Origin of the sequence: Vibrio sp. B1FIG11, from assembly GCF_905175335.1 — a bacterium.
Taxonomy (GTDB): Bacteria; Pseudomonadota; Gammaproteobacteria; order Enterobacterales; family Vibrionaceae; genus Vibrio; species Vibrio campbellii.
Window position 1 is genome coordinate 997,512 of sequence record NZ_HG992752.1, and the last position, 22,115, is coordinate 1,019,626.

Sequence of the window (22,115 nt, forward strand, 5' to 3'; positions counted from 1 at the left end):
TCAAAACAGCTGAACTGCATAGCAGAACAGAGTGACTTTCGGCCCGAATAAGTGGGCAAAACTCCGTCGGATTGTGGTTTTCCTTCTCCAATCTCTTACGGAAATGTGCATCTCTACATCTAACAAGTTGGTAACATAGCGCCTGCGGCACGAACAATCAACCAAAAATTTCCTATAGGAAACGAGATTTCTGGTTTTGTTAACAAGAGCACGCTTTAATTAACTCGGTGGACTTTTATCCACTATAGGCTTCATGCACAATGCTAATAGAAAGGAATAAGGGAGTTTTAAAGAGGGATTTATGGCAGAAAGTATTTACGATGAATACCCGTCAATGACGTTGGCGAAAGAGCAGCAAGACCAAAATATTGAACCGCTTAAGCTCGGTCAACGCATCAAAGATATCCGCTCCAAACTCGGCATTACGTTAGAAGAGGCGAGCCAACGTACTGGCCTTGCACGTTCTACGCTAAGTAAGATAGAGAACGAACAGATTTCTCCGACGTTCCAAGCCATGCAAAAATTAGCGCACGGCTTGCAAATTGATATGCCGCAACTGTTTGAACCACCAAGGAAAAAGGTGGCGACAGGGCGTAGAGATGTGACCAAGAAGAAAGAGGGTAAACCACACCCAACCCAAACCTACGAGCATGAGCTTCTGGCGACTCAACTTTCCAATAAGAAAATGATGCCTTTTAAGAGCCAAATCCGTGCCCGCAGTTTTGATGAATACAAAGACTGGGTTCGTCATGATGGCGAAGAGTTTTTGCTTATCTTATCCGGTGAAGTGATGTTTTATTCTGAGTTCTATGAGCCTGTTGTATTAAGCGAAGGCGATAGTGTGTATTACGATGCGAACATGGGTCATATGTTGACCAGTGTGAGTGAGGAAGACGCGCACATTTTGTGGGTCACAGCCAAATAGTGATAAATAGTTGTAAATTTCCTATAGTGAAGGCAAACGATTGCTATTGGTTTTAAAAGCGTTATGATGGCGCTCTGTTGATGATATCTCACTCAACAGAGCGCCTTTTTTGTGCGTTTTGTTGTGATTAAAATGTTAAAAGTCACACTTTTGAAAGTCGAGGGATGTCTTGTTCGTGCAAAATTGAATCAAGCGTGTTTATTATTGGAAACATTATTCGATGCGAATGCCGACAGCATTCTCGGGTCTATCTAAATGGAGACGAAAATGACTCAAGAACTTCTGAAAACACCACTGCATGCACTTCATGTTGAAGTAGGCGCAAAGATGGTCCCGTTCGCGGGTTACGACATGCCAGTTCAATACCCACTAGGCGTAAAGAAAGAACACTTACACACACGTGATGCAGCAGGTCTGTTCGATGTTTCTCACATGGGTCAACTTCGTTTGATTGGTGACGGTGCAGCAGCATTCCTAGAAACTTTGGTACCAGTGGACATTGTTGACCTGGGCGCAGGCAAACAGCGTTACGCGTTCTTCACCAACGAGCAGGGCGGCATCATGGACGACTTGATGGTGGCTAACCTTGGCGATCATCTGTTTGTTGTAGTAAACGCAGCATGTAAAGAACAAGACATTGCACATCTTCAAGCGCACCTTCCTTCTGGCATTGAGCTAGAAATCATCGATGATCGTGCACTGCTTGCGATTCAAGGCCCTAAAGCGGCAGAGGTACTAGCACGCTTTGCTCCTGAAGTTGCAGAGATGCTGTTTATGGATGTTCGCAAAGTTGAACTACTCGGCGTTGAGTGCATTGTTTCTCGTAGTGGTTACACGGGCGAAGATGGTTACGAAATCTCGGTACCAGCTGACAAAGCAGAAGAGCTTGCTCGTAAGCTAACTGGCGAAGAAGAAGTTGAGTGGATCGGCCTTGGCGCACGTGACTCACTGCGTCTAGAGTGTGGTCTGTGTCTGTACGGTCATGACCTAGACACGACAACAACGCCTGTTGAAGCAAGCCTACTATGGGGTATTCAAAAAGTACGTCGCGCTGATGGCGAGCGTGCTGGTGGTTTCCCAGGTGCAGACATCATTCTTAAGCAAATCGAAACAAAAGATGTTGCTCGTAAGCGTATTGGCTTAGTCGGTCAAACCAAAGCACCAGTGCGTGAAGGCGCGGAGCTATACGATGCAGAAGGCAACAAGATCGGTGTGGTAACCAGTGGTACAGCAGGTCCTAACGCAGGTAAGCCAGTATCAATGGGTTATGTACGCGCAGATCTAGCGGCGATCGGTACAGAGTTGTTCGCAGAAGTACGTGGCAAAATGCTACCAATGACGGTAGAAAAAATGCCGTTCGTACCACAGCGCTACTACCGCGGATAATTAGCTTATTATTTAGTGAGCTAATTAAAGATCGTCATTCAGCGAGACTAGGAATCTACCTCCCACGCGCTGCATAACTACAGTGCTGCGTTTAGGAATAAGTAACGATGAAGTAGCTTCCTTTCGTTTCCTCGCTGAAGCGACAAGTACAAACAAAAATGCCGAGCTCAGTGCTCGGCATTTTTATGTTTGTTGAACAGGCGCCTGTTAAGCGGTCAGTTCTTCAATCGGACAGCACATCTTAATCACGATTTCACTCAAATGTTCTGGGTGAATCATGTCTTCTTTACTGATACCAAACTGGTTCGCCATGATGGTGTTGAACAGCTCCCAATGGTTGATCAGTAGCTTATCTCGGTTTTCTGCCATCGCTGGCCATGTTTTTTGCATCATCGGCGTTAGGCTCACTGCGCCATGAGCGAACAGCAGCATTTGCCACTTTGATTCCCATTGATCGGTCGGTTTTTCAGGGAACTCTCGATTATATTCTGAGAATAGCTGAGTGAAGATCGCTGCGAATTCATCTTCCGAACGCAAGAAGTATTGCAGTAGGGCGTCGTCGTCTTGGCGAATCGCATCTGCAATCATTTGGATTGGGTGCGGGTTCATGAGTGCAAATGCCAACATTCTTACCATGAACAAGTAGATTTTTTGATTAGACGGGGTGTTTTCTGGCATTTCGTTGACCAGCTGCGCCATGTAGCTTTGCATGAAGTCATCCATGCCGTCGCTCACTGCTTGCCAGATCTTCTCTTTACTGCCGAAGTGGTGGCGAATCAAACTATGGGACACACCAGCTTTCTCACTGATGTTGCGAAGCGAAACTCGTTCGTACCCTAACTCACAGAACATATCTGCCGCGACTCTAAGAATCAGGCACTTAGTTTGCTCAGCGGCTTCGGCACTTCTACGGCCTTGCTTTCTTTCTGTCATAGTTCGAATTTTCCCGAATATTAATCAACGCGCCTATTTTTACCAGAAACCGGACACTTTGACTAATTATTTTATTATCCACATGGAAAATATGTTGATCATTTTTTTGCGATCAATATACTGCACGACTGTGTAATAAATATAAAGTCGATGGAGAAAGCCAGTGCGAAAACAATACTTAAAGCGCACATTTGTCGGAGCAGCGGTGGCATTGAGCCTCGCCACGATGCTGACAGGGTGTAACAAAGCTGTATCAGAGCCGTCCGAACCATTAATCAAACCAGTAAAATTGCTTGCTGTTAATGATCTAACGGTTGCCGATTCCGATGCATTCCTTGCACGAATAGATGCAACCTACAGAGCGCAACTTTCGTTTCAGGTTGGTGGCGAAATTGAGAAGTTGATCGTGCGAATGGGTGAAGAGGTGAAGCAGGGCGATGTACTTGCGACGCTAGACCCAAAAGATTTGCAGCTGGCGCTTGATGCATCACAAGCGCAGTACGCATTAGCAAAAACGCAATGGGAACGCTCAAAAAGCTTGTACAACAAGAAGCTGATCAGCACTGATAGCTATGACCAGCAAGAAACCCAATACAAAGCGGCACTGGCAAACTTAGAGCAAGCAAAAACCGACCTGAGCTACACAGAGATTCATGCGCCGTTTGATGGTGTGGTGTCTTATACCTACGTGAAGCCTTATCAAGTGGTGGCGGCTAAGCAAGAAATCCTAAACCTAATCGACAACACCACGTTGGACGTGTCGTTCACTCTTCCGGTGACTTACGCCGAAGCGGTGTCACTCAACGCACTTAAAGATGCAGAGATGTGGGTGACGATGGACAGCGAGCCAAACAAACGCATCCAAGGCACATTCAAAGAAATCTCAACCCAACCGAATGCCGATACCAACAGCTATGAAGCGATCGTGACGATTACTCGTCCTTCTGATCGTAACTTGCTAACGGGCATGACAGGCCAAGTACACATTGCGAAGCAAAATGTGTCGAATGCGATGATGCTGCCAAATGCGGCTTGGGTATCGAAAGACGCGGCTCATGGTGAAGTTTGGGTCATGGACAGCGATACACAACAAGTAAATAAGGTGACATTGTCACTAAATGCTAATGGCGCTGTGGAGTCTGGTTTAGATAACAACGACTACGTGGTTATCGCAGGTGTTGAACGGTTAGTGGAAGGCCAAGTTGTGAAAGCTTGGGTTCGTGAGGAAGGTATCTAATGAAACGTTCATTATTCACAGTATCGGCTATCGCACTGGCGGTACTCACTGGTTGTAATAGCACGGATGAAGTCGTGACAGAACAGCCTCTGTATGTCTCGACAGTATCAGTCGATGTTCCCGTAAAAAGCCAATACCGCACATTTAAAGGTCAGGTTGTGCCTGCCGAGCAAACACCAATTGCGTTTCGTCGCGCAGGCGAAGTTCAGCATGTGTTAGTAAAGGCGGGTGACACGGTGAAACAAGGCCAGATGATCGCCAAGCTAGATGACAGTAAAGAGAAGCAAGCGGTCAACGACGCAGAAGCACAATACACACTCGCCATTCGCCAGCTTAAACGTGGTGAAGAGCTGCATAACCGCCAAATGATTTCAAAAGCGGAGTTGGATGAGCTAACGGCGAACAAAGAACTGGCCGAGGCAAACTTTTACAACGCAACTAACCAATTGAACTACACACGTTTGTTTGCACCGTTTGCGGGCAAGGTTTCGGATGTTTTCAAAGAGCGTTTTGAGCGTGTGGCGATTGGTGAGCCGGTTCTCAACCTTTATCAGAGCGACAAAGTGTACGTTCGTATCGAATTGTCAGACAACGTATTAGCAATGGTGAATCCAAATACACAAAGCATGAGCTACCAGCCTCAAGCCACGTTCTCGGGTGACGCGAAATCTTACTCTTTGGATTACTTAGAGCACACCAGTGAGCCAAACGCACAAACGCAAACTTACCAAATGTATTTAACCATGCCACAACCTGAGCAAGAGATTCTGCCGGGTACCAGCGTAAGCGTTGCGGTAGACATGGTCGCTGCGGGTATTACTTCGATTGATGGTTACAACATCCCAATGACGGCGCTTCAAGCGGGCAGTCATGCTGGTGAGTTTTTCGTTTGGAAATTAAACGGTGACGCTGTCACTAAAGTTGAAGTGTCTATCGACCAAGTGAATGGCGAAGGCGCAATTGTGTCATCAGGTGTTGCTCAAGGCGATGTATTAGTGAATTCCAGCTTACGCAAACTGCGCGAAGGTAAGCATGTGGATGTGGTGGAGAAACAACAATAATGAGCATTGCTGAATACTCAATTAAGAACAAAGTCATCAGCTGGCTGTTCATCGTTATTCTAGCGGTCGGTGGTGTGACGTCGTTCCTAGAACTGGGTCGATTGGAAGACCCAGCATTTACCATCAAAGATGCGATGGTGATTGCGACTTATCCTGGTGCGACTTCTAAAGAAGTAGAAGAAGAGCTGACGTATCCGCTTGAGAAAGAGATTCGTAAGCTGCCTTATATCGATAAGATCACGTCGACGTCCTCTAGTGGTATGTCTCAGATTATGGTGAGTATGAAGATGGACTACGGTCCGGATGAATTGCCGCAAATCTGGGATGAAATGCGCCGTAAAATCAACGATCTGCAACCAACTTTGCCGCAAGGCGTTCAATCTCTGCAAATCATAGATGACTTTGGCGACGTATACGGTGTGATGCTGATGCTAACGGGTGACGACTACGATTACGTAGAATTGAAACGTTACGCAGACCAACTCACACGTGAACTCGAATTGATCGATGGCGTGGGTAAAGTTGATATCGCTGGCGACCAACAAGAGATGCTGTTTGTTGAGATTTCATTGGATCGCTTGGCGGCTTTAAACCTCGACATGAATGTAATTTCTGGCTTGCTGAACCAACAGAACAATGTGGTATCTGCAGGTGAGGTAATGGTAAACGGCGAGAGCCTAATTATTCGCCCAAGCGGTACGTTAAACACCGTAGAAGCACTAGAAAACCTGATTATTCATGGTCGTGATACGGGTAACCTTATTCGCTTGAAAGATGTCGCAACCATCAGCCGTGGCATTCAAGAAAAGCCGGGCAATGTGCTGCTGTATAACGGTAAGAAAGCCATCAACATCGGTATTTCGTTTGCGTCTGGCGTAAACGTAGTAGAAGTCGGTCAACGTATTGAAGCTGAACTAGCAAGCCTTGAGACCATCAAGCCAGCTGGTATCGATATGAACTACTTCTACAACCAATCGCAAGAAGTAGACGATTCAGTTAAAGCGTTTGTTATTAGCTTGGCAGAAGCCGTGGCTATCGTAATCATCGTACTGCTGTTCACCATGGGTTTGCGCAGTGGCGTGATCATCGGTTTGGTTCTGTTGTTGACGGTATTCGGTACCTTCATCTTGATGAACTACAACAACATTGAGCTGCACCGTATCTCACTTGGTGCACTGATCATTGCACTTGGTATGCTGGTGGACAACGCCATCGTGGTGGTGGAAGGGATATTGGTTGGTCTTAAGAAAGGGCGAACCAAAGTTCAAGCGGCAACAGATATCGTCAAACAAACTCAGTGGCCACTGCTTGGTGCGACCGTCATTGCTATTACCGCATTTGCGCCTATCGGTCTGTCACAAGACGCGACCGGTGAGTTCATGGGTTCTCTGTTCTGGGTTCTATGCTTCTCACTATTCTTGAGCTGGATTACCGCGATTACGCTAACGCCATTCCTTGCAGACCTTCTATTGAAAGAAGAAGACAAGAGTTCGGATGCTGAAGACGAAGACCCATACAAAGGTTGGTTGTTCGTCGCGTTTGGTGCGTCTCTTAAACTGGCGCTTCGTTTCCGCTGGTTAACGGTAACAGGCATGGTGGCATTGCTCGTTGGTGCTGTGGTTGCGTTTGGTAGTGTGAAGCAACAGTTCTTCCCGCCATCAAACACGCCAATGTTCTACGTTGATATGTGGATGCCAGAAGGCACTGACATTCGCGAGACCATCAAGAACGCGGAAGAAGTAGAAAGCTACATTCGTACCCAAGAAGACATTGATTTTGTTTCAGCTTCGATTGGTCAAGGTTTGCAGCGTTTCGCTCTGACTTACCAACCAGAGAAAAGCTACGAAGCGTACGCACAGTTCCAAGTTCGCACGACAGACCGTGAGAACATGTTTAAGCTGCTGCACAAGCTGGATGACAGCTTAGCGAAGACGTTCGACAAGCCAACGTTCCAGTTCAAGTTGATGGAATTCGGCCCGTCACCAGCGTCTAAGATTGAAGCGCGTATTACTGGCCCAGATCCACAAGTGCTGCGTGACTTAGCGGTGCAAGTCGAAGACATTCTGCATACTGATCCGGGAGCTCGTAATATCCGTCATGACTGGCGTGAGCGCACTAAAGAGTTAGTGCCTGTTTTTAACGAGTCTAAAGCGCGCCGCTTAGGTATCTCGAAAGAAGATCTTTCAAGCACACTACAAATGGCGTTTGGTGGTAGCACACTGGGCTTCCTTCGCGATGGTACGCATATTCTGCCTATCATGACGCGTCTGCCAGAAGCGGAACGTGTTGATTTTGAATCACTGCAGAACGTGAATATCTGGAGTCCATCGCTTCAAAGCTACATTCCAGTTGATCAAGTGATTGATGGAGTGAAACTGGATTGGGAAGAGCCGTTAATTCAGCGTCGTGACCGCAAGCGTACTCTAACGGTACTGGCTGACCACGATGTACTGAGTGATGATACAGCGGCAAGCTTGTTTGCTCGTGTTCAACCAAAAGTGATGGCACTGCATATTCCAGAAGGGTATGAAATTACTTGGGGTGGTGAGTACGAATCATCGAAAGATGCGCAAGAAGGTCTGTTTGGCTCACTGCCAATGGGTTACTTGTTGATGTTCATCATTACGATGCTGCTGTTTAACTCACTTAAGAAGCCATTGGTTATTTGGTTCACCGTTCCGCTGTCTATCATCGGTGTGTCGTTTGGTTTGTTAACCACGAATATGCCATTCAGCTTTACCGCGTTCCTTGGTCTATTGAGCTTAAGCGGTATGATTCTGAAAAACGGTATCGTACTTCTAGACCAAATCAACCTTGAATTGGAGTCGGGCAAAGATCCTTACTTAGCGATTGTCGACAGTGCGATCAGCCGTGTTCGACCAGTAAGTATGGCGGCGCTGACCACCATCCTAGGTATGATTCCATTGGTGTTTGATGCGTTCTTCGGCTCAATGGCAATTACGATTATGGCAGGCCTTGGTTTTGCTACAGTTTTGACTCTGATTGTTGTACCAGTCATGTTTGCAATTCTGTTTAAGATCAAACCAACCACTGCATAAGGGACTTCCTGGCTTTATTTATTGTCAGATTCCTGCCAAGCCCTGAGGGTATTCCTCAGGGCTTTTTTGATTGGAGAGAATTGAGATGCGAGAGGGAGTAGATCCGAGAATCTAGAAGCGGGAAGAAGGTGAAAAGAAGGGCTGGTGGTTTCGTGTACACCTCACTGATTTTTATGATTTTCTTACAAGCGATTGATAAATCTTGCGTATACTAAGAGCACATCATCAATAAAAGAGCGAACGCAAATGAACAATCGCGGATTACACGGACTCTTCCTTTTAGGCTCACTGACGCTAATTGGCTGTTCTTCAACAGACGGCATCTCTACCGATAACGCAGACTCTCAAGCGCCAGTAGAATTAAAAAGCGCGGATGCAGCCACAATTGCAACTTGGATCGACCAAAGCGTTCTGATGCCACAGGGCCTTTCTTTAGAAACAGATAAAATTCGCTATGTTACTGGATCAGCGGATTTGAATAGTGATGGCACAGCAGAGCATTTGGTGCTATTCCAAGACCGTTTCTTCTGCGGAAGTGGTGGTTGCACGGCGTATATGTTCGATAACAACGGCAAAGTGTTGAACCGCATGTCGGTAACAAGAACACCAATTGCACTCATTGACAGCTACAGTAACGGTTGGCAAGACTTTGTAGTGTGGAGTAATGGTGCTTACCGTCAGATGAGTTACAACGGTGAATCTTACCCAACGAACCCTTCACTAGAACCTAAAGTTGATCGCAATACGCAGGTACAAACCGCGACGGCGTATGTTATGGCGACCGAGTTATACCAACAAGATGGTTACGACATTATGCCAGCCGATGATAAGCAGATTTGGCCCCCTACGAACGTGTATCACTTCACCTTTAAACACCATGGTGATCCACACAATGTTTACAATGCGACAGTGAACTTGAGCAGCGGTGATGTGGATGTTGAATCAGTGCCAATGCAATAAATTGTCGGTTTAAACACTGCCAACTTAAACAAGAAAAGGGCGCTTGCACCCGATATGGTATTTGTTATCCCATGGCTATCGAGGTTACTTGGGCATAATAAAAAACACCTCCCAAAGCCGAGGCTAGAGGGAGGTGTCGAATGCCAAATCGAGGGAGGCATTGTTAACTGTTATTTAATCGTTGTTTGCGATTAAGCTGCAGCTTGTTGTTTCGCTTCTGATTTGTTCTTTAGGAACGCGTAAGTGAAGCCCGTTACCGCTGTACCTGCTGCAATTGCTACCAAGTACATCAGTACTGGCGAGATTGCGTTAGGGATAAGCAGCACGAACAAGCCACCGTGTGGTGCCATCAGTTTTGCACCGAACAGCATAGATAGTGCACCTGTTAGTGCGCCACCTGCCATACATGATGGGATAACACGCATTGGATCTTTCGCTGCAAATGGGATAGCACCTTCAGAGATAAAGCACAGACCAAGAACGAATGATGCTTTACCCGCTTCACGCTCGCTTTGCTCAAACTTGTTCTTAGCAAGGAATGTCGCAAGACCCATACCAAGCGCAGGAACCATACCTGCCGCCATGATTGCCGCCATTGGTGCGTAAGTTTGTGAAGCCAATAGACCCACACCGAATGCGTAAGCGGCTTTGTTTACTGGACCACCTAGGTCGAAACACATCATTGCGCCAAGGATAATACCCAGTAGAACTGCGCTGTCAGAACCCATGTTGTTTAGGAAGTCAGTTAGGCCGTTCATGATGCCTGAAACTGGACCGCCTACGATGTAAATCATCACCAGACCCGTGAACAGTGTCGCCACGAAAGGAATGATAAGGATCGGTTTAAGCGCTTCCATTGATTGTGGAAGTTTTACTTTATCGGCAAGGAACTTAGCAGCGTAACCGGCGATGAAACCTGCTGCGATACCACCAAGGAAACCTGCGCCAGTTGAGCTAGCAAGCATACCGCCCACAAGACCCGGAGCCAGACCTGGACGGTCAGCAATAGAGAAGGCGATGTAGCCAGCAAGAACTGGAATCATCAATGCGAATGCTGAGCCACCACCAATGTTCATCAGTGCTGCTGCCAGCGTACCTTCTTCTTTAAATGCTTCGATACCAAATACGAAGGATAGGGCGATGATCAAACCACCGGCTACCACAACTGGAAGCATGTGAGATACACCTGTCATTAGGTGCTTGTATGCGCCTTTCTTCTCTTCTGTCGCTGATGATGCGCTAGAAGAGCCAGAGTGTTGGTATACGCTTGCTTGTTCAAACGCTTTGTCCATCTCTTCTGCGGTTTTCTTCAGCGCTGGACCTGTTTTAGTGCGGTACATCTTCTTGCCGTTAAAGCGGTCAAGAGGTACTTCGATGTCTGCTGCGATGATGACCAAATCTGCGTCTGCGATTTCTTGGTCAGTCAGTTGGTTTTTCGCACCTACTGAGCCACGCGTTTCCACTTTGATTTGGTGACCACGACGTTTGCCTTCTTCCTCTAGCGCTTCCGCAGCCATGAAGGTGTGTGCTACGCCAGTTGGACATGCTGTGATCGCCACGATCTTCTTCGTTGCAGATGCGCTTTCTGCTGGTGATGCTACTTGTGCCGTAACTGTGGTTGCTTGCTCTAGTGTTGCTGAGTTTTCAACCGCAGTCTGTAGGAAAGCCATTGCGTCTTTTGCAACGGTGCTGATATCTGCTTGGTAGACTTTTTTACCTACGAAACGAGAAGTATCAACTGGAGTGTTAGCCGCAATTACGATCGCTTCTGCTTGTTCAATGTCAGCGTCTGTTAGCAGTGTTGGTTCAACCACGTTTGATTGGCATTCAATCTTAGCGTTCCAACCCAACTTAGCTGCTGCTTGTTCTAGTAGGCCTGCCGCAATGATGCTGTTCGCAACACCACTTGGACAAGCTGTAATAATGGCAATATTCATACTGATAACCTTCTGTTCCTTAGTTTTTGTCTAAGTTCGTATTAGGGTAAAGCTCGGTAACTTCGGTTTGGAGCTTAATGTTCTCCAGTTCTTCCTGACTGGTTAGGCCAACGCCAACTTGGCTTACTGCTAGGGCAGAAAGCGCGGTAGCGAAGCGCAGTAAATCGTTTTTCGGCATCACTTGCATGTGACCCCAGCACAAGCCAGCCACAAGCGTATCGCCTGCGCCAACGGTGCTTACAACATTCATTCGTGGTGGTTGTGCGCGAAGCCATTCACCTTGGTTCAGCCACATCACGCCGTCTGCACCCATAGAAACCACGATGTTCTCAATGCCTTTGTCGCTTAGCGTCTGCGCTGCTGCTTGGCATTGCCCTGGTGTGGTTAGGTGTTCGCCGACAAAGTCACTTAGCTCTTCGTCGTTTGGTTTGATCAACCAAGGATGAGCGTCGATGCCTGAGCGTAGTGCTGCTTTGCTGCTATCGAACAAGACTTTCTTGCCTTGCTGATGCAGTTTCTCAATCCATGCTGCGCATTGCTCTGCAGTAACGCCGCCCGGTAGGCTGCCTGCCAATACGAAGTAATCGTGTGTTTCTGCAAGGCGGAATAAGGTTTCTTCAAAGCGTGCGATTTCTTCTGCCGTAACTTGAACGCCAGGGAAGTTGATGTCGCTCACTTGGCCATCTGCTTCAACCAATTTCACGTTGATGCGAGTTGCGCCTTCGACTTCAACGAACTCGTTTTTAACCTTGATATCGCTGAATAGCTGGTGGAACAGCTCTGGGTTGTCTTTGCCAAGAAAGCCCGTCACTGTTACGTCTGCACCTAGGTCACTAAGCACTTTCGCTACGTTTACGCCTTTACCGGCCGCGTGTAGGTTGCTCTTTTCAACTAGGCTGACAGAACCCACTTTAATTGAGTCCAGCGAACCTGTTAGGTCAAGGGCTGGGTTAAGCGTGATGGTAACGACTTTGTTTGTTTTCAATGCTGTCATTCTCTCGCCCCTTAACCTTCGCCAAGACCAGATGCGATTGCTTTGCCGATTGATTCAAGTGCTTGTGCAGCATCTGGACCTTCAGCAGAGAATTGAAGCTGGTGACCGTGTTTCACACCTAGCGCGATAACTTTCATTAGGCTCTTTGCGTTCACCGCTTTGCCGTCGCCATCTAGATTTGCTACGCGGATGTTCGATTCGAACTTCTTCGCTTCTGCAACTAGCATCGCGCCTGGTCGAGCGTGTAAGCCGTGTGCGTTCTTGATCTTGAAGATTGCTGTGTTGCCATCTTCAGCCGCTTCTGTTGCCATTTCTTCGCCTTTGAACAGTGCAAGGATCTGTTCAGCAGAACCATCAAGCAGCTTGCTGTGTTCGTTGTTGAACACAAGCTTTGAAATCGTGCTTAAGATAGATTGGTGAGCATTATTGCAAGCAGCAAAAGCGACTAGAGCGCGTATTTTCTCGCCCTTGAACTCACAATCATTTGCTGTTGATACAAAAGAAACACCGGTGCGAGTTACTTGCTTATCACTACCAACTAGCCATAGACCTTGGCCTAGATGTGTTGGCGTTTTTGTTACTAGGTCTGCAACGAACTCTGTACCTGCACAACCCGTGTTTTTGAGAAGGCCACCCGCAACCGCGCTCATTTGAATCATGTCGCTTGCTGGGAATTGCAGTTGAATTAGAGATGCATCGAAATCCGCTTCTAGCTGAACGTCGCCATGAAGTAGGGCGATGATGTCGTCTTCATTTTTCGCATTGCGTAGACGCTCTTCAACGCCGTCGGCACTCAATACTTTTGTTAGCTGCTTAAGAATGCCTAAGTGCTCGTCCGATTTCGCGGCGATACCGATAGCAACGAATACTTTGTTGCCGTCGCCCCATTCAACGCCTTCTGGGAAGTGGTGTACAGCAACACCCGTGGTTTTCACCATTGAGCGCGTGTCAGTCGTACCGTGAGGAATTGCGATACCGTTACCTAGAAACGTTGAGTTCTGGTTTTCACGGTTTAGCATGCCTTCTACATAGCCTTGTTCAACCAGACCTTTGTCTGTCAGGCTTTGAGCGATGTTTTTGATCGCTTCAAACTTATCTGTAGCGGATTGAGATAGGGTAATGTCGTTTTTACTTAGCTTAAGCATGGTGCTTCTCCAGCCTTAAGGTCTTTATTTCTAATTCATCTTGGTTACGCAGCGTTTGGGCTGCGTAACGCGTGGTTCTGTTGTTGCTGAACTCAATTTATTCACGAAGCAGTATTGCTTAACAGGCGACTGAATCGATTCAGCAATTGGTCAAATTTTTTAAAGCATTCAGCGAAGCCGTTTTTAAAATCAGGGGGTAACCGTTCACGGCTTTATTATTTTTATAGCCTAGTAAAGCGTGTATGTGTTGCTTGATTTTGGTGACTCTCGTCAATTTTTAAGTTTTGCTGAATCCTTTCAGCTTTTATACTGAATCGGTTCAGCATATAATTCAACTTATCGAAGGATCGTTGATGTATTAATATGATCCCGCGCACAGAACAGGGCTTAGAATATGACACTGGATGAAATAGCAAAATTAGCTGGGGTTTCCAAGACCACGGCAAGCTATGTGATTAACGGTAAAGCGCAGAAATACCGCATCAGCGAAAAGACTCAAAAGAAAGTCATGGCGGTGGTTGAGCATTACAATTACAAACCGGATCACGCCGCTTCTTCTTTGAGAGCGGGCAACTCTCGCTCGTTTGGTTTGATCATTCCAGACTTAGAAAACACCAGTTACGCACGTTTAGCAAAACTGATTGAGCAGAACTCTCGTAAAGCAGGCTACCAAATTTTGATTGGTTGCTCAGACGACAATCCGCAAACCGAAGAGAAGGTGGCAGAGGCGCTGGTTAGCCGCCGTATTGATGCGTTGTTTGTCGCCAGTAGTATGCCTGCCGCCAGTGAGTATTACTTAAAGCTGCAAAACTCGGGCACACCCGTAATCGCACTCGACCGTCCTATGGATGATGAACACTTTTGCTGTGTGATCAGTGAAGATTTCGATGCGGCATTTGAGCTGACAGAATCAGTACTGTCTTCGGAGATTGAGTCCATCGGTCTGATTGGCGCATTAGAAGAACTTCAAGTTTCTAAAGAGCGTGAACTGGGCTTCCGCTCTGCTTGCCAGCAAGAAGGTAACGAGGCTTTGGTAGGCTATGGCCAGCACTTCTCCCGTGAAGAAGGGAAGAAGGTACTGGAAGGTTGGATTGCAAAAGGCCAGCTACCTGATGCGGTAGTGACCATGTCATACACCTTGCTAGAAGGCGTGTTGGACGTAATGTTAGAAAAGCCTGAACTGATGGGTAAGGTGCGTTTGGCTACCTTTGGTGATAACCGCTTACTCGACTTTCTGCCAATCAAAATCAACTCGCTACCACAGCAATTTGAGCTGATTGCCGACAGCGCTATGGAGCTGGCTCTCAATGCTTCAGCAAAACGCTATAAGGCTGGGGTGGAGTTGATTCCGCGTAAGATCGTGAAACGTCACAACGACGCTAAAGCTTAATTTCTACTGTCAGCGCCACAAAGGCGTGGTCGCTGGCGTTATTATCTCTCTCAAAAGACGGGTTAATTAGGTGTGTATCCAGCACTTGATAATTCGTCACTTCTGCTATGGATACATCGGCGTGCGCATCAAACTCCTGCGACAGTAGTATGTAATCCAAGACGTTTCCTTTCGCGAAGTGGTAGTGTGTTGCTGGTCTTGATTCTAACGATGGTGCCACTTGCAATTCCCAGCCATCACAAAGTCGTAAGTCAGTGACGCTGTCACTATATTGTTCAACCAAAACGTTATTAACGCTCGTTTTAGTGATGGCTTGGTTCATGTCACCCATCAACAATGTCGGCATCGGGTTATTCGCATAGTGCTTTTGCATTGCATCGCGCAGCATTGCAGCTTCCCAACCCCGTTGTTGTGTTGATAGCCAGCGGGCAATGGGTCTGCTGGCCTGTTCTGGTGTCTCTGAGTCTGCAGGGCGTTGTGACTTCAAGTGCGTGACGTACACGCAGATATGCCCAATGATTGGGTGAATAATGGTTGCCCGAACGGGTTTGCGGCTGAACGGCGGTGCGTCGATATCGCCAAACGCATTGAGCGTATCTTTATCGAACGTGACCGCTTCAAAGCTCTCTATGGGAAAACGAGAGGCCACGGCAACAACAGGACGAGAGTATATGTAGTCGCCCTCGATATGCGGTGTATCGACACAGGCAAAGTATTGGTAACCGATCTCTGCAAAGAAGGCTTTGGTTTCTACAATACTGAACACTTCTTGCAAGCCGATGATGTCTGGATTGAGTTGATCGAACTGCGATTTGGTCCAAGTGAGTTTGTCCTGCCAATCGTCGAGGGAGTAAATGTTCTCGAAATCATAATATGCGCCAGGAGGTGCGACAAAGTTCAATAGGTTGGCGGTGGCAAAGGTAATGTGGTTCTTATTAGACAAAATATCGCTCGTTCAAGGAGTTATTGGGTGAGTATATACCCAATTGGACAAGTTGAGTGAAGATCACGTTTCTATTTGTACGCATTCCGTTTAAACTCCGTTCATCAAGAAAAATGAGTAACGAACATGACCCAAGATTACGAACACGAAGAGTATTTAGAAGGCGAAGAGATTGAGATCGAAGCGATCGGTATCGACGTTGACGCGCACCCAATTGAGCTGTACAAGCTTTTCAAAATCGCAAACTTGGTGAGTGGCGGTGGTGAGGCAAAACACATCATCGAAGAAGGTTACGTTGCGGTAAACGGCGAGCTTGAAACACGTAAGCGTCGCAAAATGTATGACGGCGATTTCTTTGAGTTCAACCAAGAATATTATGTTGTTGTGTGTGATGCGCCAGTGACTGAGCCAGAAACTGCAGAGCAAAAAGCAGAGAAGAAGGCGAAGAAAGAAGCGCAAACGGCTCGTAAAGAAAAGTCTCGCTCGAAAAAGACCGAGAAAGCGAACGTTAAGGGCCCTAAGTCGACTGGTCGTAAAGCTGCACACAAAGAGCGTAAAGCCCAGAAAGAAGCGTTGTCTCAATCTGCTAAGAAAGGCAAGAAAGACGACAAGCCTCAAGCGGTTCGCGATCCTAAGAGTGGCCGCAACTCTATCGACTTCTTCTAAACGTCTCATTTCGATATTAGAGTCGACATAAACAGAAAAGCGCCGCCTTGGTGAGTAACCTAGGCGGCGCTTTTGTATCTAAAACGACTTAATTCGTCTCTGTGTTATCGCTTTTAATGCAGTACCTTAGCTGGGGCTTTTTGCTCAGTCCAATGGTGAATCGAGTTTGGTTTCGCCAGATAAAAACCTTGGTAGTAATCCAAGTCGAGCGCTTGCATCGCGGATAGCTGGCTGTTCTCTTCCACGCCTTCAATCACGACTTTAGCGTTCATCTGATCGGCGAGTTCGACTGCATTGGCTATCGCGAGCGTGTCACCAGAGCAATAGTCGAGTAGGTAAGAGCGGTCGATCTTGATGATATCAGGGCAAAGCTGCTTCACTCGTGGCATATCAGAATGGTGAGAGCCAAAGTCATCAATCGCAAACAAGAAGCCATTGGCGCGCATGAGTTTTACGGCTTGGCTCAAAAGCTCTGTATCGCCACAGGCTTCTTCTACCACTTCAAAGACGACATCAGAAGGTGCCATACCCAATTCAGATAATCGCTTGTAGAGTAATCCGTTATCTTTAAAGCCCATGTCATTGGTAAGCGTTAATAACGTTTGGGGCATTACGTTGAGAAACAATTTGATCGGCGAGCCCGCAAAGTGACGAGCGAAGTTGCGGATGTGAATTGCTCGGGATAGGAACTCGATGCAAAGTCGAAAGTGGGTATCAATGCTGCTATCAGTAAAGAACAGATCGGGACGTATGTAGGCACCATCAGCACCACGAATGCGCAGTAGGGCTTCCATACCGATCATTTTCTGGTGTTTATCAAAGATAGGCTGATAAACACTGTGAAAAGTGTATTGATTGAGTACAACGTAGTATTCACCAAGGCTGTCCTGCCTTATGTACTGCTCGTAATCGGACTGCTTCTTTAACTCCATGAAAAACGCCAAAATAATAGCATGCGAAGGACTGTAACAGGATGGAATTCCGATTTGAAGCGCTACGCTGGCTTATTTTGAAGCCTATTGAGTTAATTTGAATTAGATTCCGATTTTTTCTCGATGTATCTGAAAAACATTGATAGACCGAAACAAATCAGGAAGTAAACGAAGCCAACAATTAGCCAAATTTCGAAAATGTAGCCAGATGAGTTCGCCATTTCTGTGCCGACAAAGGTCATTTCTTGAATCGAGATAAGAGATACGATGGAGGTGTCTTTAACCAGAGAGATGGTCTGACCTGCCAGTGCTGGTGTAATGGCTTTCAATACTTGCGGCGCAATGACAAAGCGGTATTTAACCCAAGATGATAATCCGAGCGAATCTGCGGCTTCCCATTGGCCTTTATCGACGCTTTGCAACCCAGCACGCACGACTTCTGCGATGTAAGCCGAGGAAAGTAGACCAACACAAAGGACACCAGAGGCTAAGTTTTCCCAAAGGTTAGCAGGACCAAAGAAGAAGCTTTGAACTGCGTTAGGTTCGCCGCGGTAGTTGCGTAAAATGTCTTCTAGCCCAAGTAGTGGGATTAACTGGTTAGAGATGAAGAAGTAGAAGATGAAGACGAACACCAAAGGCGGAATGTTTCGTACCAATTGAATAAACGCATTGGCTGGTGTGCGCAGCCATGCCGAATCAGAAAAGCGAGCTAATCCTAGCAAGGTACCTAGTACCAACGCGAATACGATGCCCCAGACGCTAAGGCGTAGCGTTGAAATTAAGCCTTGAAAGAAATACGGTAAGCCGCCGTCTGCTCTTGGTGTGAACAACAGGTCAATGGCTTCTTTCCAATGCCAGATGTAATTTACGCCAACGGTAGAGCGATGATAAAGCCAAACACCAGCCAATGCACAGATGGCCAGCAGCACCCAATCAAGTATGTTAAAACGACTTAAGAAAAAGCCTGAATTGGTTTTGGTTGGTGCAACGCGAGTGGTGGTTTGTCCGCTCAAGGTTTGACTCCGGTAGTAAAGATAGATACCGACCCGTTAAACGAGTCGGTCATTGTATTTATTGTAAAAGTTGCAATGGCTGTGAAAGTGCTCATTATTCTGACGCTATGAGCAACCGCGACAGCTTATGACTTTATGAGTAACTGCGAGGGCTATTGGCCTTGTGCAACTTGGTCTTGCCAATCTAACGTTGAGAACCAGTACTCGTAACGTTCATCTAGCCAACCGTCTTGCGTACGAGCTTCAATCCATTGGTTGAAGAAGGCCTTTTTGTCTTCCTCACCTAGGCGAACGGCGAAGGCTTCATTGCCTTTTGACAGACGCTCTGAAAATGGAATGAACAATTTGTCTGCGTGCTTGATCGCTTCGTGCTCTGGTTTCGGGCTTGATGCAATCACTGCGTGTGCATTGCCGTTTAGTACTTCTTGGAATGCTTGAGCGTCGTCATCGAACTGAAGGATCTTCGCTTTAGGGAAAGTCTCACGCGCGACTTGCACTGTGAACGCCCCACGACGAGCGGCAATCTTCACACGGCGAGAGTCAAAATCTGAAAACTCGCTAAAACCTTCTGCTAGTTCTTTGTTTGCGGCAACTTGTACGCCAGAGTGTGAATAAGGTTCAGTGAAAAGTACGCTTTTTGAACGCTCTGGAGTAATCGACATGCCACCGATGATTACGTCAAACTTTTTCGCTAATAGAGCAGGGATGATGCCGTCCCACGCGGTTGGGACAAACTCGACTTTGAGGCCTGAATCTGCGGCTAAGCGTTTTGCCACGTCTATTTCAAAACCAATCAGTTCACCTTGTTTGTTACGCATTGCCCAAGGCACGAATGTCGACATACCAACGCGCAACGTGCCACGATCTTTGATTTGATCTACGTTCGGTGTTGCGGCTTCTTCATTGGCTAATGAAGGTAAAGCAATCGCAAGCCCCAATAATGCAGTAATGGTCGCTTTGAATAACTTCATGTTATCTCCTTATAATTTGCGCCAACTGGCTCCTAGTTTGTGTTCCAGCCAAGCGGATAAGCCAGAAAGTGATAATGTGAGAGCAAGGTAGATTGCTGCCACAGTAAACCAGATTTCAAAAGGCATCGCCGTTTCAGAAACGATGTTTCTCGCTTCGGTGGTGAGGTCGAAGATCGCCATAACACTCACAATCGAAGAGTTTTTAATCAGTGACACGACTTCGTTGGTCAATGGTGGCAAGGTACGTTGGAGTACCTGAGGAAGAATCACATCTTTGTACGCAAAGAGAGGGGACAGCCCCAAGCTTTTCGCTGCCTCAAATTGACCTTTGGGAATGCTGTTTAAGCCTGCACGGAAGATCTCCGCGGTGTACGCCCCTTGGAAAAGGGACAGCGCTAAAACGGCGGTACTGAATCTATCTAGCCCGATGACAGGGCCAAACACGAAATAGAGTAGGTAGATTTGCACCAACAATGGCGTATTACGAATTAACTCTACGTAAGTAGTGCCGATCGCATTACCAACTTTGGAGTTGCTTAGACGCAGCAGTGCGGTAACCAAACCAATTACTAATGTGAAGAACAGGCTAATGGCAGAGATTTTTAGTGTAACGATGAGGCCTTCTATTAACTCGGCTGGCCACCATTCACCATCTTCGTAAAACGCGATGTAGTCAGGCACACGTTCCCACTGCCATTGATAACCCATCGCTTGTGCGCCGGAATCAAGCACCCAAACGATCGCAATCAAAAGAATGGCGATTTGGAGTAGGGCTTGTAAAATGGGTTTTAGGATTCGAAATACCATTGGCTAGTAGCTCAGAATCTGATTCAAAAACGCTTGTGTACGAGGGTGTTGAGGGGTTTCAAACAGTGCAACGGGTGAGTTCATTTCGATGATTTCACCTTCGTCCATAAATACCACTCGATTCGCTACTTTTTTCGCAAAACCCATTTCGTGAGTCACACAAATCATGGTCATGCCGCTTTGTGCTAACTCCACCATCACGTCCAACACTTCGTTGATCATTTCAGGATCGAGCGCCGAGGTTGGCTCGTCAAACAGCAATAAATCTGGCTCCATACAGAGCGAGCGTGCGATAGCCACACGTTGTTGCTGACCACCAGACAGTTGAATTGGGTATTTGTTGGCTTGCTCTTCGATGTTAACGCGCTTGAGATAATGCATTGCACGCTCTTCTGCTTCCTGCTTCGACAGCTTCAGAGTGCGGATTGGGGCAAGAGTTAGGTTTTCTAAAACCGTGAGGTGCGGAAAAAGATGAAAGTGCTGAAACACCATTCCGACTTTACCCGGTTTTTGTGCTTTGGAATTTGCAGGATGCTCAAAGACGCTGAGCTCGCCCTCTTGGATGGATTCTAAGTGGTTGATGCAACGAATTAGTGTGGATTTACCTGAGCCGGAAGGGCCACAAACGACCACGATTTCACCGGTGTGTACTGAAAAATTAATGTCTTTAAGGGCGTGGTATTCGCCATACCACTTGTTTACGCCGTTAAACTCTACGACGATATTTTTCTCTTTCAATGCTGCCAACTTTTAGAATAAATTTCTTTCTACAATAACAAGTTATTAACCGTATTGCACCTGTTTATCAGAGGTAAACTGTCCAACTGGTGAGCAAATAACTCATGACAAAACTAACCGATAATATAGTCAGTTTTAAAGAAAACGGATCACAATTGCGAAGACAGACATGGTGATAAGAAACTGTGCAGAGTAATAAGTTGTCATCACCACTTGGCGAGAAAATACCGATGTACTGCCAAATCGTTCGAAGGCGAGGACAACACCAGACATGGTGAAGATGAAGCTGCCTAGTACGGCGAACGCCGACGATTGGGTTTTACCACTGGCGTAGTATTCCAATGCCATCCAAAGCATGCTCATCAAAACAAAGATGTAGCTAGCTACCGACCACTTTTCTTTCCCTAAATCGGGCTTAAAAAAGAAATAGGCACACAGCCCTGCGCCAAATACGGCAAAGGGAATCCATGGAGTAAAATGCCAAGCCGCCATATTAATGAAACCCAAGGCATAGCTAATTTGAGCAAGGCAAAACAGTTTAATACCCGCAACAAATTTGTCTTTTGGGTGCATCAAAATTAAGTCACCCATGAGTGACAATGAGAGCCCGCCAATGATCCACTGGGTGTAGGGAAGGTGACTTGCTGGAGACAGCATTAACATCCCAATCATTGCAGTGATTGGAAGCGGTTTGGTCAAAAAGAATAACCACTTAGGGCCAGTCTTAATGCTGATGATATGTATGAGCGCGCAAGCTACGACAATCAGCCACATACGAATAACTCTTGAATAGACGACTAAACGCTCATTTTTTATGAGCAAGCAAAAAAGTGACACTTCGATTGGTAAGCACTTGGTTTGTTTTTGGTCATCGGCTTACACAACAACATCGAACTATCGCCTGTTTGTTAGTTTTTTAGCAGAAAAGTTCAATTTATATCGTTTTGTCAGTGTGCGGCTAAATTACCATAAAAAAACGGTATTGTGTCTGCGCGGACACAATACCGTTAAAAGGCAG

At 46.6% G+C, this 22,115-nt stretch carries 19 protein-coding genes; 8 read left to right on the plus strand and 11 right to left on the minus strand.

The window, feature by feature from the left end; translation table 11 throughout:
• Positions 1-301 precede the first annotated feature (301 nt).
• Both KHO06_RS21325 and gcvT read left to right on the plus strand, forming a co-directional pair.
• Complete coding sequence (locus tag KHO06_RS21325) at positions 302-925, plus strand: XRE family transcriptional regulator (protein ID WP_005431308.1); 624 nt, start codon at positions 302-304, stop codon at positions 923-925.
• A 267-nt stretch (positions 926-1,192) separates the two neighbouring features.
• Positions 1,193-2,311 (plus strand): glycine cleavage system aminomethyltransferase GcvT, encoded by a 1,119-nt coding sequence (gene gcvT, locus KHO06_RS21330; protein WP_038889273.1) that lies wholly within the window; start codon positions 1,193-1,195, stop codon positions 2,309-2,311.
• Positions 2,312-2,518: 207 nt separating this feature from the next.
• Here the strand turns inward: gcvT and KHO06_RS21335 are convergent, their stop codons facing one another.
• On the minus strand, positions 2,519-3,244 hold the full coding sequence (locus KHO06_RS21335; protein ID WP_045395771.1) for a TetR/AcrR family transcriptional regulator: 726 nt from the start codon (positions 3,242-3,244) through the stop codon (positions 2,519-2,521).
• Between the two features lie 163 nt (positions 3,245-3,407).
• Between KHO06_RS21335 and KHO06_RS21340 the strand changes: the two genes are divergently transcribed.
• From KHO06_RS21340 to KHO06_RS21355, 4 genes are all read left to right on the plus strand, one after another.
• Positions 3,408-4,481 (plus strand): efflux RND transporter periplasmic adaptor subunit, encoded by a 1,074-nt coding sequence (locus KHO06_RS21340; protein WP_045420735.1) that lies wholly within the window; start codon positions 3,408-3,410, stop codon positions 4,479-4,481.
• The gene (locus KHO06_RS21345) at positions 4,481-5,542 is read left to right on the plus strand and encodes an efflux RND transporter periplasmic adaptor subunit (protein WP_077201749.1); all 1,062 of its coding nucleotides are present in this window, start codon (positions 4,481-4,483) and stop codon (positions 5,540-5,542) included. Before KHO06_RS21340 ends, KHO06_RS21345 begins: the two co-directional genes overlap by 1 nt.
• Positions 5,542-8,601, plus strand: a complete 3,060-nt coding sequence (locus KHO06_RS21350) for an efflux RND transporter permease subunit (protein WP_212583361.1) — start codon at positions 5,542-5,544, stop codon at positions 8,599-8,601. The genes KHO06_RS21345 and KHO06_RS21350 overlap by 1 nt, the downstream gene beginning before the upstream one ends.
• Before the next feature lie 246 nt (positions 8,602-8,847).
• A complete protein-coding gene (locus tag KHO06_RS21355; protein WP_212583362.1) occupies positions 8,848-9,561 on the plus strand; it encodes a hypothetical protein in 714 nt (237 codons plus the stop codon).
• Between the two features lie 191 nt (positions 9,562-9,752).
• Here KHO06_RS21355 and fruA read toward each other — a convergent pair whose 3' ends face one another.
• Genes fruA through fruB form a run of 3 tightly spaced genes read right to left on the minus strand, consistent with a single transcriptional unit; the run spans position 9,753 to position 13,637 of the window.
• Positions 9,753-11,498 carry a PTS fructose transporter subunit IIBC gene (fruA, locus tag KHO06_RS21360; RefSeq protein WP_212583363.1) on the minus strand — a complete coding sequence of 582 codons (1,746 nt, stop codon included), beginning with the start codon at positions 11,496-11,498 and terminating at the stop codon, positions 9,753-9,755.
• 19 nt (positions 11,499-11,517) lie between these two features.
• Entirely contained in the window at positions 11,518-12,492 is a 975-nt protein-coding gene (pfkB, locus tag KHO06_RS21365) for a 1-phosphofructokinase (RefSeq protein WP_212583364.1), read from the minus strand.
• Positions 12,493-12,503: 11 nt separating this feature from the next.
• Positions 12,504-13,637, minus strand: a complete 1,134-nt coding sequence (gene fruB, locus KHO06_RS21370) for a fused PTS fructose transporter subunit IIA/HPr protein (protein WP_212583365.1) — start codon at positions 13,635-13,637, stop codon at positions 12,504-12,506.
• 394 nt (positions 13,638-14,031) lie between these two features.
• Between fruB and cra the strand changes: the two genes are divergently transcribed.
• Positions 14,032-15,027: a catabolite repressor/activator gene (gene cra, locus KHO06_RS21375; protein WP_038889264.1), complete on the plus strand. Its 996-nt coding sequence runs from the start codon at positions 14,032-14,034 to the stop codon at positions 15,025-15,027.
• Here the strand turns inward: cra and KHO06_RS21380 are convergent.
• Complete coding sequence (locus tag KHO06_RS21380) at positions 15,017-15,970, minus strand: endonuclease/exonuclease/phosphatase family protein (RefSeq protein ID WP_212583366.1); 954 nt, start codon at positions 15,968-15,970, stop codon at positions 15,017-15,019. The genes cra and KHO06_RS21380 overlap by 11 nt on opposite strands.
• Before the next feature lie 126 nt (positions 15,971-16,096).
• On the opposite strand from KHO06_RS21380, the gene KHO06_RS21385 reads away from it, so the two are divergent.
• Positions 16,097-16,636 carry an RNA-binding S4 domain-containing protein gene (locus KHO06_RS21385; protein ID WP_105066083.1) on the plus strand — a complete coding sequence of 180 codons (540 nt, stop codon included), beginning with the start codon at positions 16,097-16,099 and terminating at the stop codon, positions 16,634-16,636.
• Positions 16,637-16,749: 113 nt separating this feature from the next.
• On the opposite strand, the gene KHO06_RS21390 is transcribed toward KHO06_RS21385, so the two are convergent.
• From KHO06_RS21390 to KHO06_RS21415, 6 genes are all read right to left on the minus strand, one after another.
• Entirely contained in the window at positions 16,750-17,568 is an 819-nt protein-coding gene (locus KHO06_RS21390; RefSeq protein WP_045373456.1) for an EAL domain-containing protein, read from the minus strand.
• 92 nt (positions 17,569-17,660) lie between these two features.
• Complete coding sequence (locus KHO06_RS21395) at positions 17,661-18,581, minus strand: amino acid ABC transporter permease (protein WP_212583367.1); 921 nt, start codon at positions 18,579-18,581, stop codon at positions 17,661-17,663.
• Positions 18,582-18,733: 152 nt separating this feature from the next.
• Positions 18,734-19,552, minus strand: a complete 819-nt coding sequence (locus KHO06_RS21400; RefSeq protein WP_045395799.1) for a transporter substrate-binding domain-containing protein — start codon at positions 19,550-19,552, stop codon at positions 18,734-18,736.
• A 9-nt stretch (positions 19,553-19,561) separates the two neighbouring features.
• Entirely contained in the window at positions 19,562-20,359 is a 798-nt protein-coding gene (locus tag KHO06_RS21405; protein ID WP_212583368.1) for an amino acid ABC transporter permease, read from the minus strand.
• Between the two features lie 3 nt (positions 20,360-20,362).
• Positions 20,363-21,097 (minus strand): amino acid ABC transporter ATP-binding protein, encoded by a 735-nt coding sequence (locus KHO06_RS21410; RefSeq protein WP_212583369.1) that lies wholly within the window; start codon positions 21,095-21,097, stop codon positions 20,363-20,365.
• Positions 21,098-21,232: 135 nt separating this feature from the next.
• Complete coding sequence (locus tag KHO06_RS21415; protein WP_045373460.1) at positions 21,233-21,871, minus strand: lysoplasmalogenase; 639 nt, start codon at positions 21,869-21,871, stop codon at positions 21,233-21,235.
• Positions 21,872-22,115 lie beyond the last annotated feature (244 nt).

What these genes read in the sequence shown, in the direction of transcription:
- KHO06_RS21325 (WP_005431308.1), top strand. Translation starts at nt 302, where the DNA reads ATGGCAGAAAGTATTTACGATGAATACCCGTCAATGACGTTGGCGAAA.
- gcvT (WP_038889273.1), top strand. Translation starts at nt 1,193, where the DNA reads ATGACTCAAGAACTTCTGAAAACACCACTGCATGCACTTCATGTTGAA.
- KHO06_RS21335 (WP_045395771.1), bottom strand. Translation starts at nt 3,244, where the DNA reads ATGACAGAAAGAAAGCAAGGCCGTAGAAGTGCCGAAGCCGCTGAGCAA.
- KHO06_RS21345 (WP_077201749.1), top strand. Translation starts at nt 4,481, where the DNA reads ATGAAACGTTCATTATTCACAGTATCGGCTATCGCACTGGCGGTACTC.
- KHO06_RS21350 (WP_212583361.1), top strand. Translation starts at nt 5,542, where the DNA reads ATGAGCATTGCTGAATACTCAATTAAGAACAAAGTCATCAGCTGGCTG.
- KHO06_RS21355 (WP_212583362.1), top strand. Translation starts at nt 8,848, where the DNA reads ATGAACAATCGCGGATTACACGGACTCTTCCTTTTAGGCTCACTGACG.
- fruA (WP_212583363.1), bottom strand. Translation starts at nt 11,498, where the DNA reads ATGAATATTGCCATTATTACAGCTTGTCCAAGTGGTGTTGCGAACAGC.
- pfkB (WP_212583364.1), bottom strand. Translation starts at nt 12,492, where the DNA reads ATGACAGCATTGAAAACAAACAAAGTCGTTACCATCACGCTTAACCCA.
- fruB (WP_212583365.1), bottom strand. Translation starts at nt 13,637, where the DNA reads ATGCTTAAGCTAAGTAAAAACGACATTACCCTATCTCAATCCGCTACA.
- cra (WP_038889264.1), top strand. Translation starts at nt 14,032, where the DNA reads ATGACACTGGATGAAATAGCAAAATTAGCTGGGGTTTCCAAGACCACG.
- KHO06_RS21385 (WP_105066083.1), top strand. Translation starts at nt 16,097, where the DNA reads ATGACCCAAGATTACGAACACGAAGAGTATTTAGAAGGCGAAGAGATT.
- KHO06_RS21390 (WP_045373456.1), bottom strand. Translation starts at nt 17,568, where the DNA reads ATGGAGTTAAAGAAGCAGTCCGATTACGAGCAGTACATAAGGCAGGAC.
- KHO06_RS21400 (WP_045395799.1), bottom strand. Translation starts at nt 19,552, where the DNA reads ATGAAGTTATTCAAAGCGACCATTACTGCATTATTGGGGCTTGCGATT.
- KHO06_RS21405 (WP_212583368.1), bottom strand. Translation starts at nt 20,359, where the DNA reads ATGGTATTTCGAATCCTAAAACCCATTTTACAAGCCCTACTCCAAATC.
- KHO06_RS21415 (WP_045373460.1), bottom strand. Translation starts at nt 21,871, where the DNA reads ATGTGGCTGATTGTCGTAGCTTGCGCGCTCATACATATCATCAGCATT.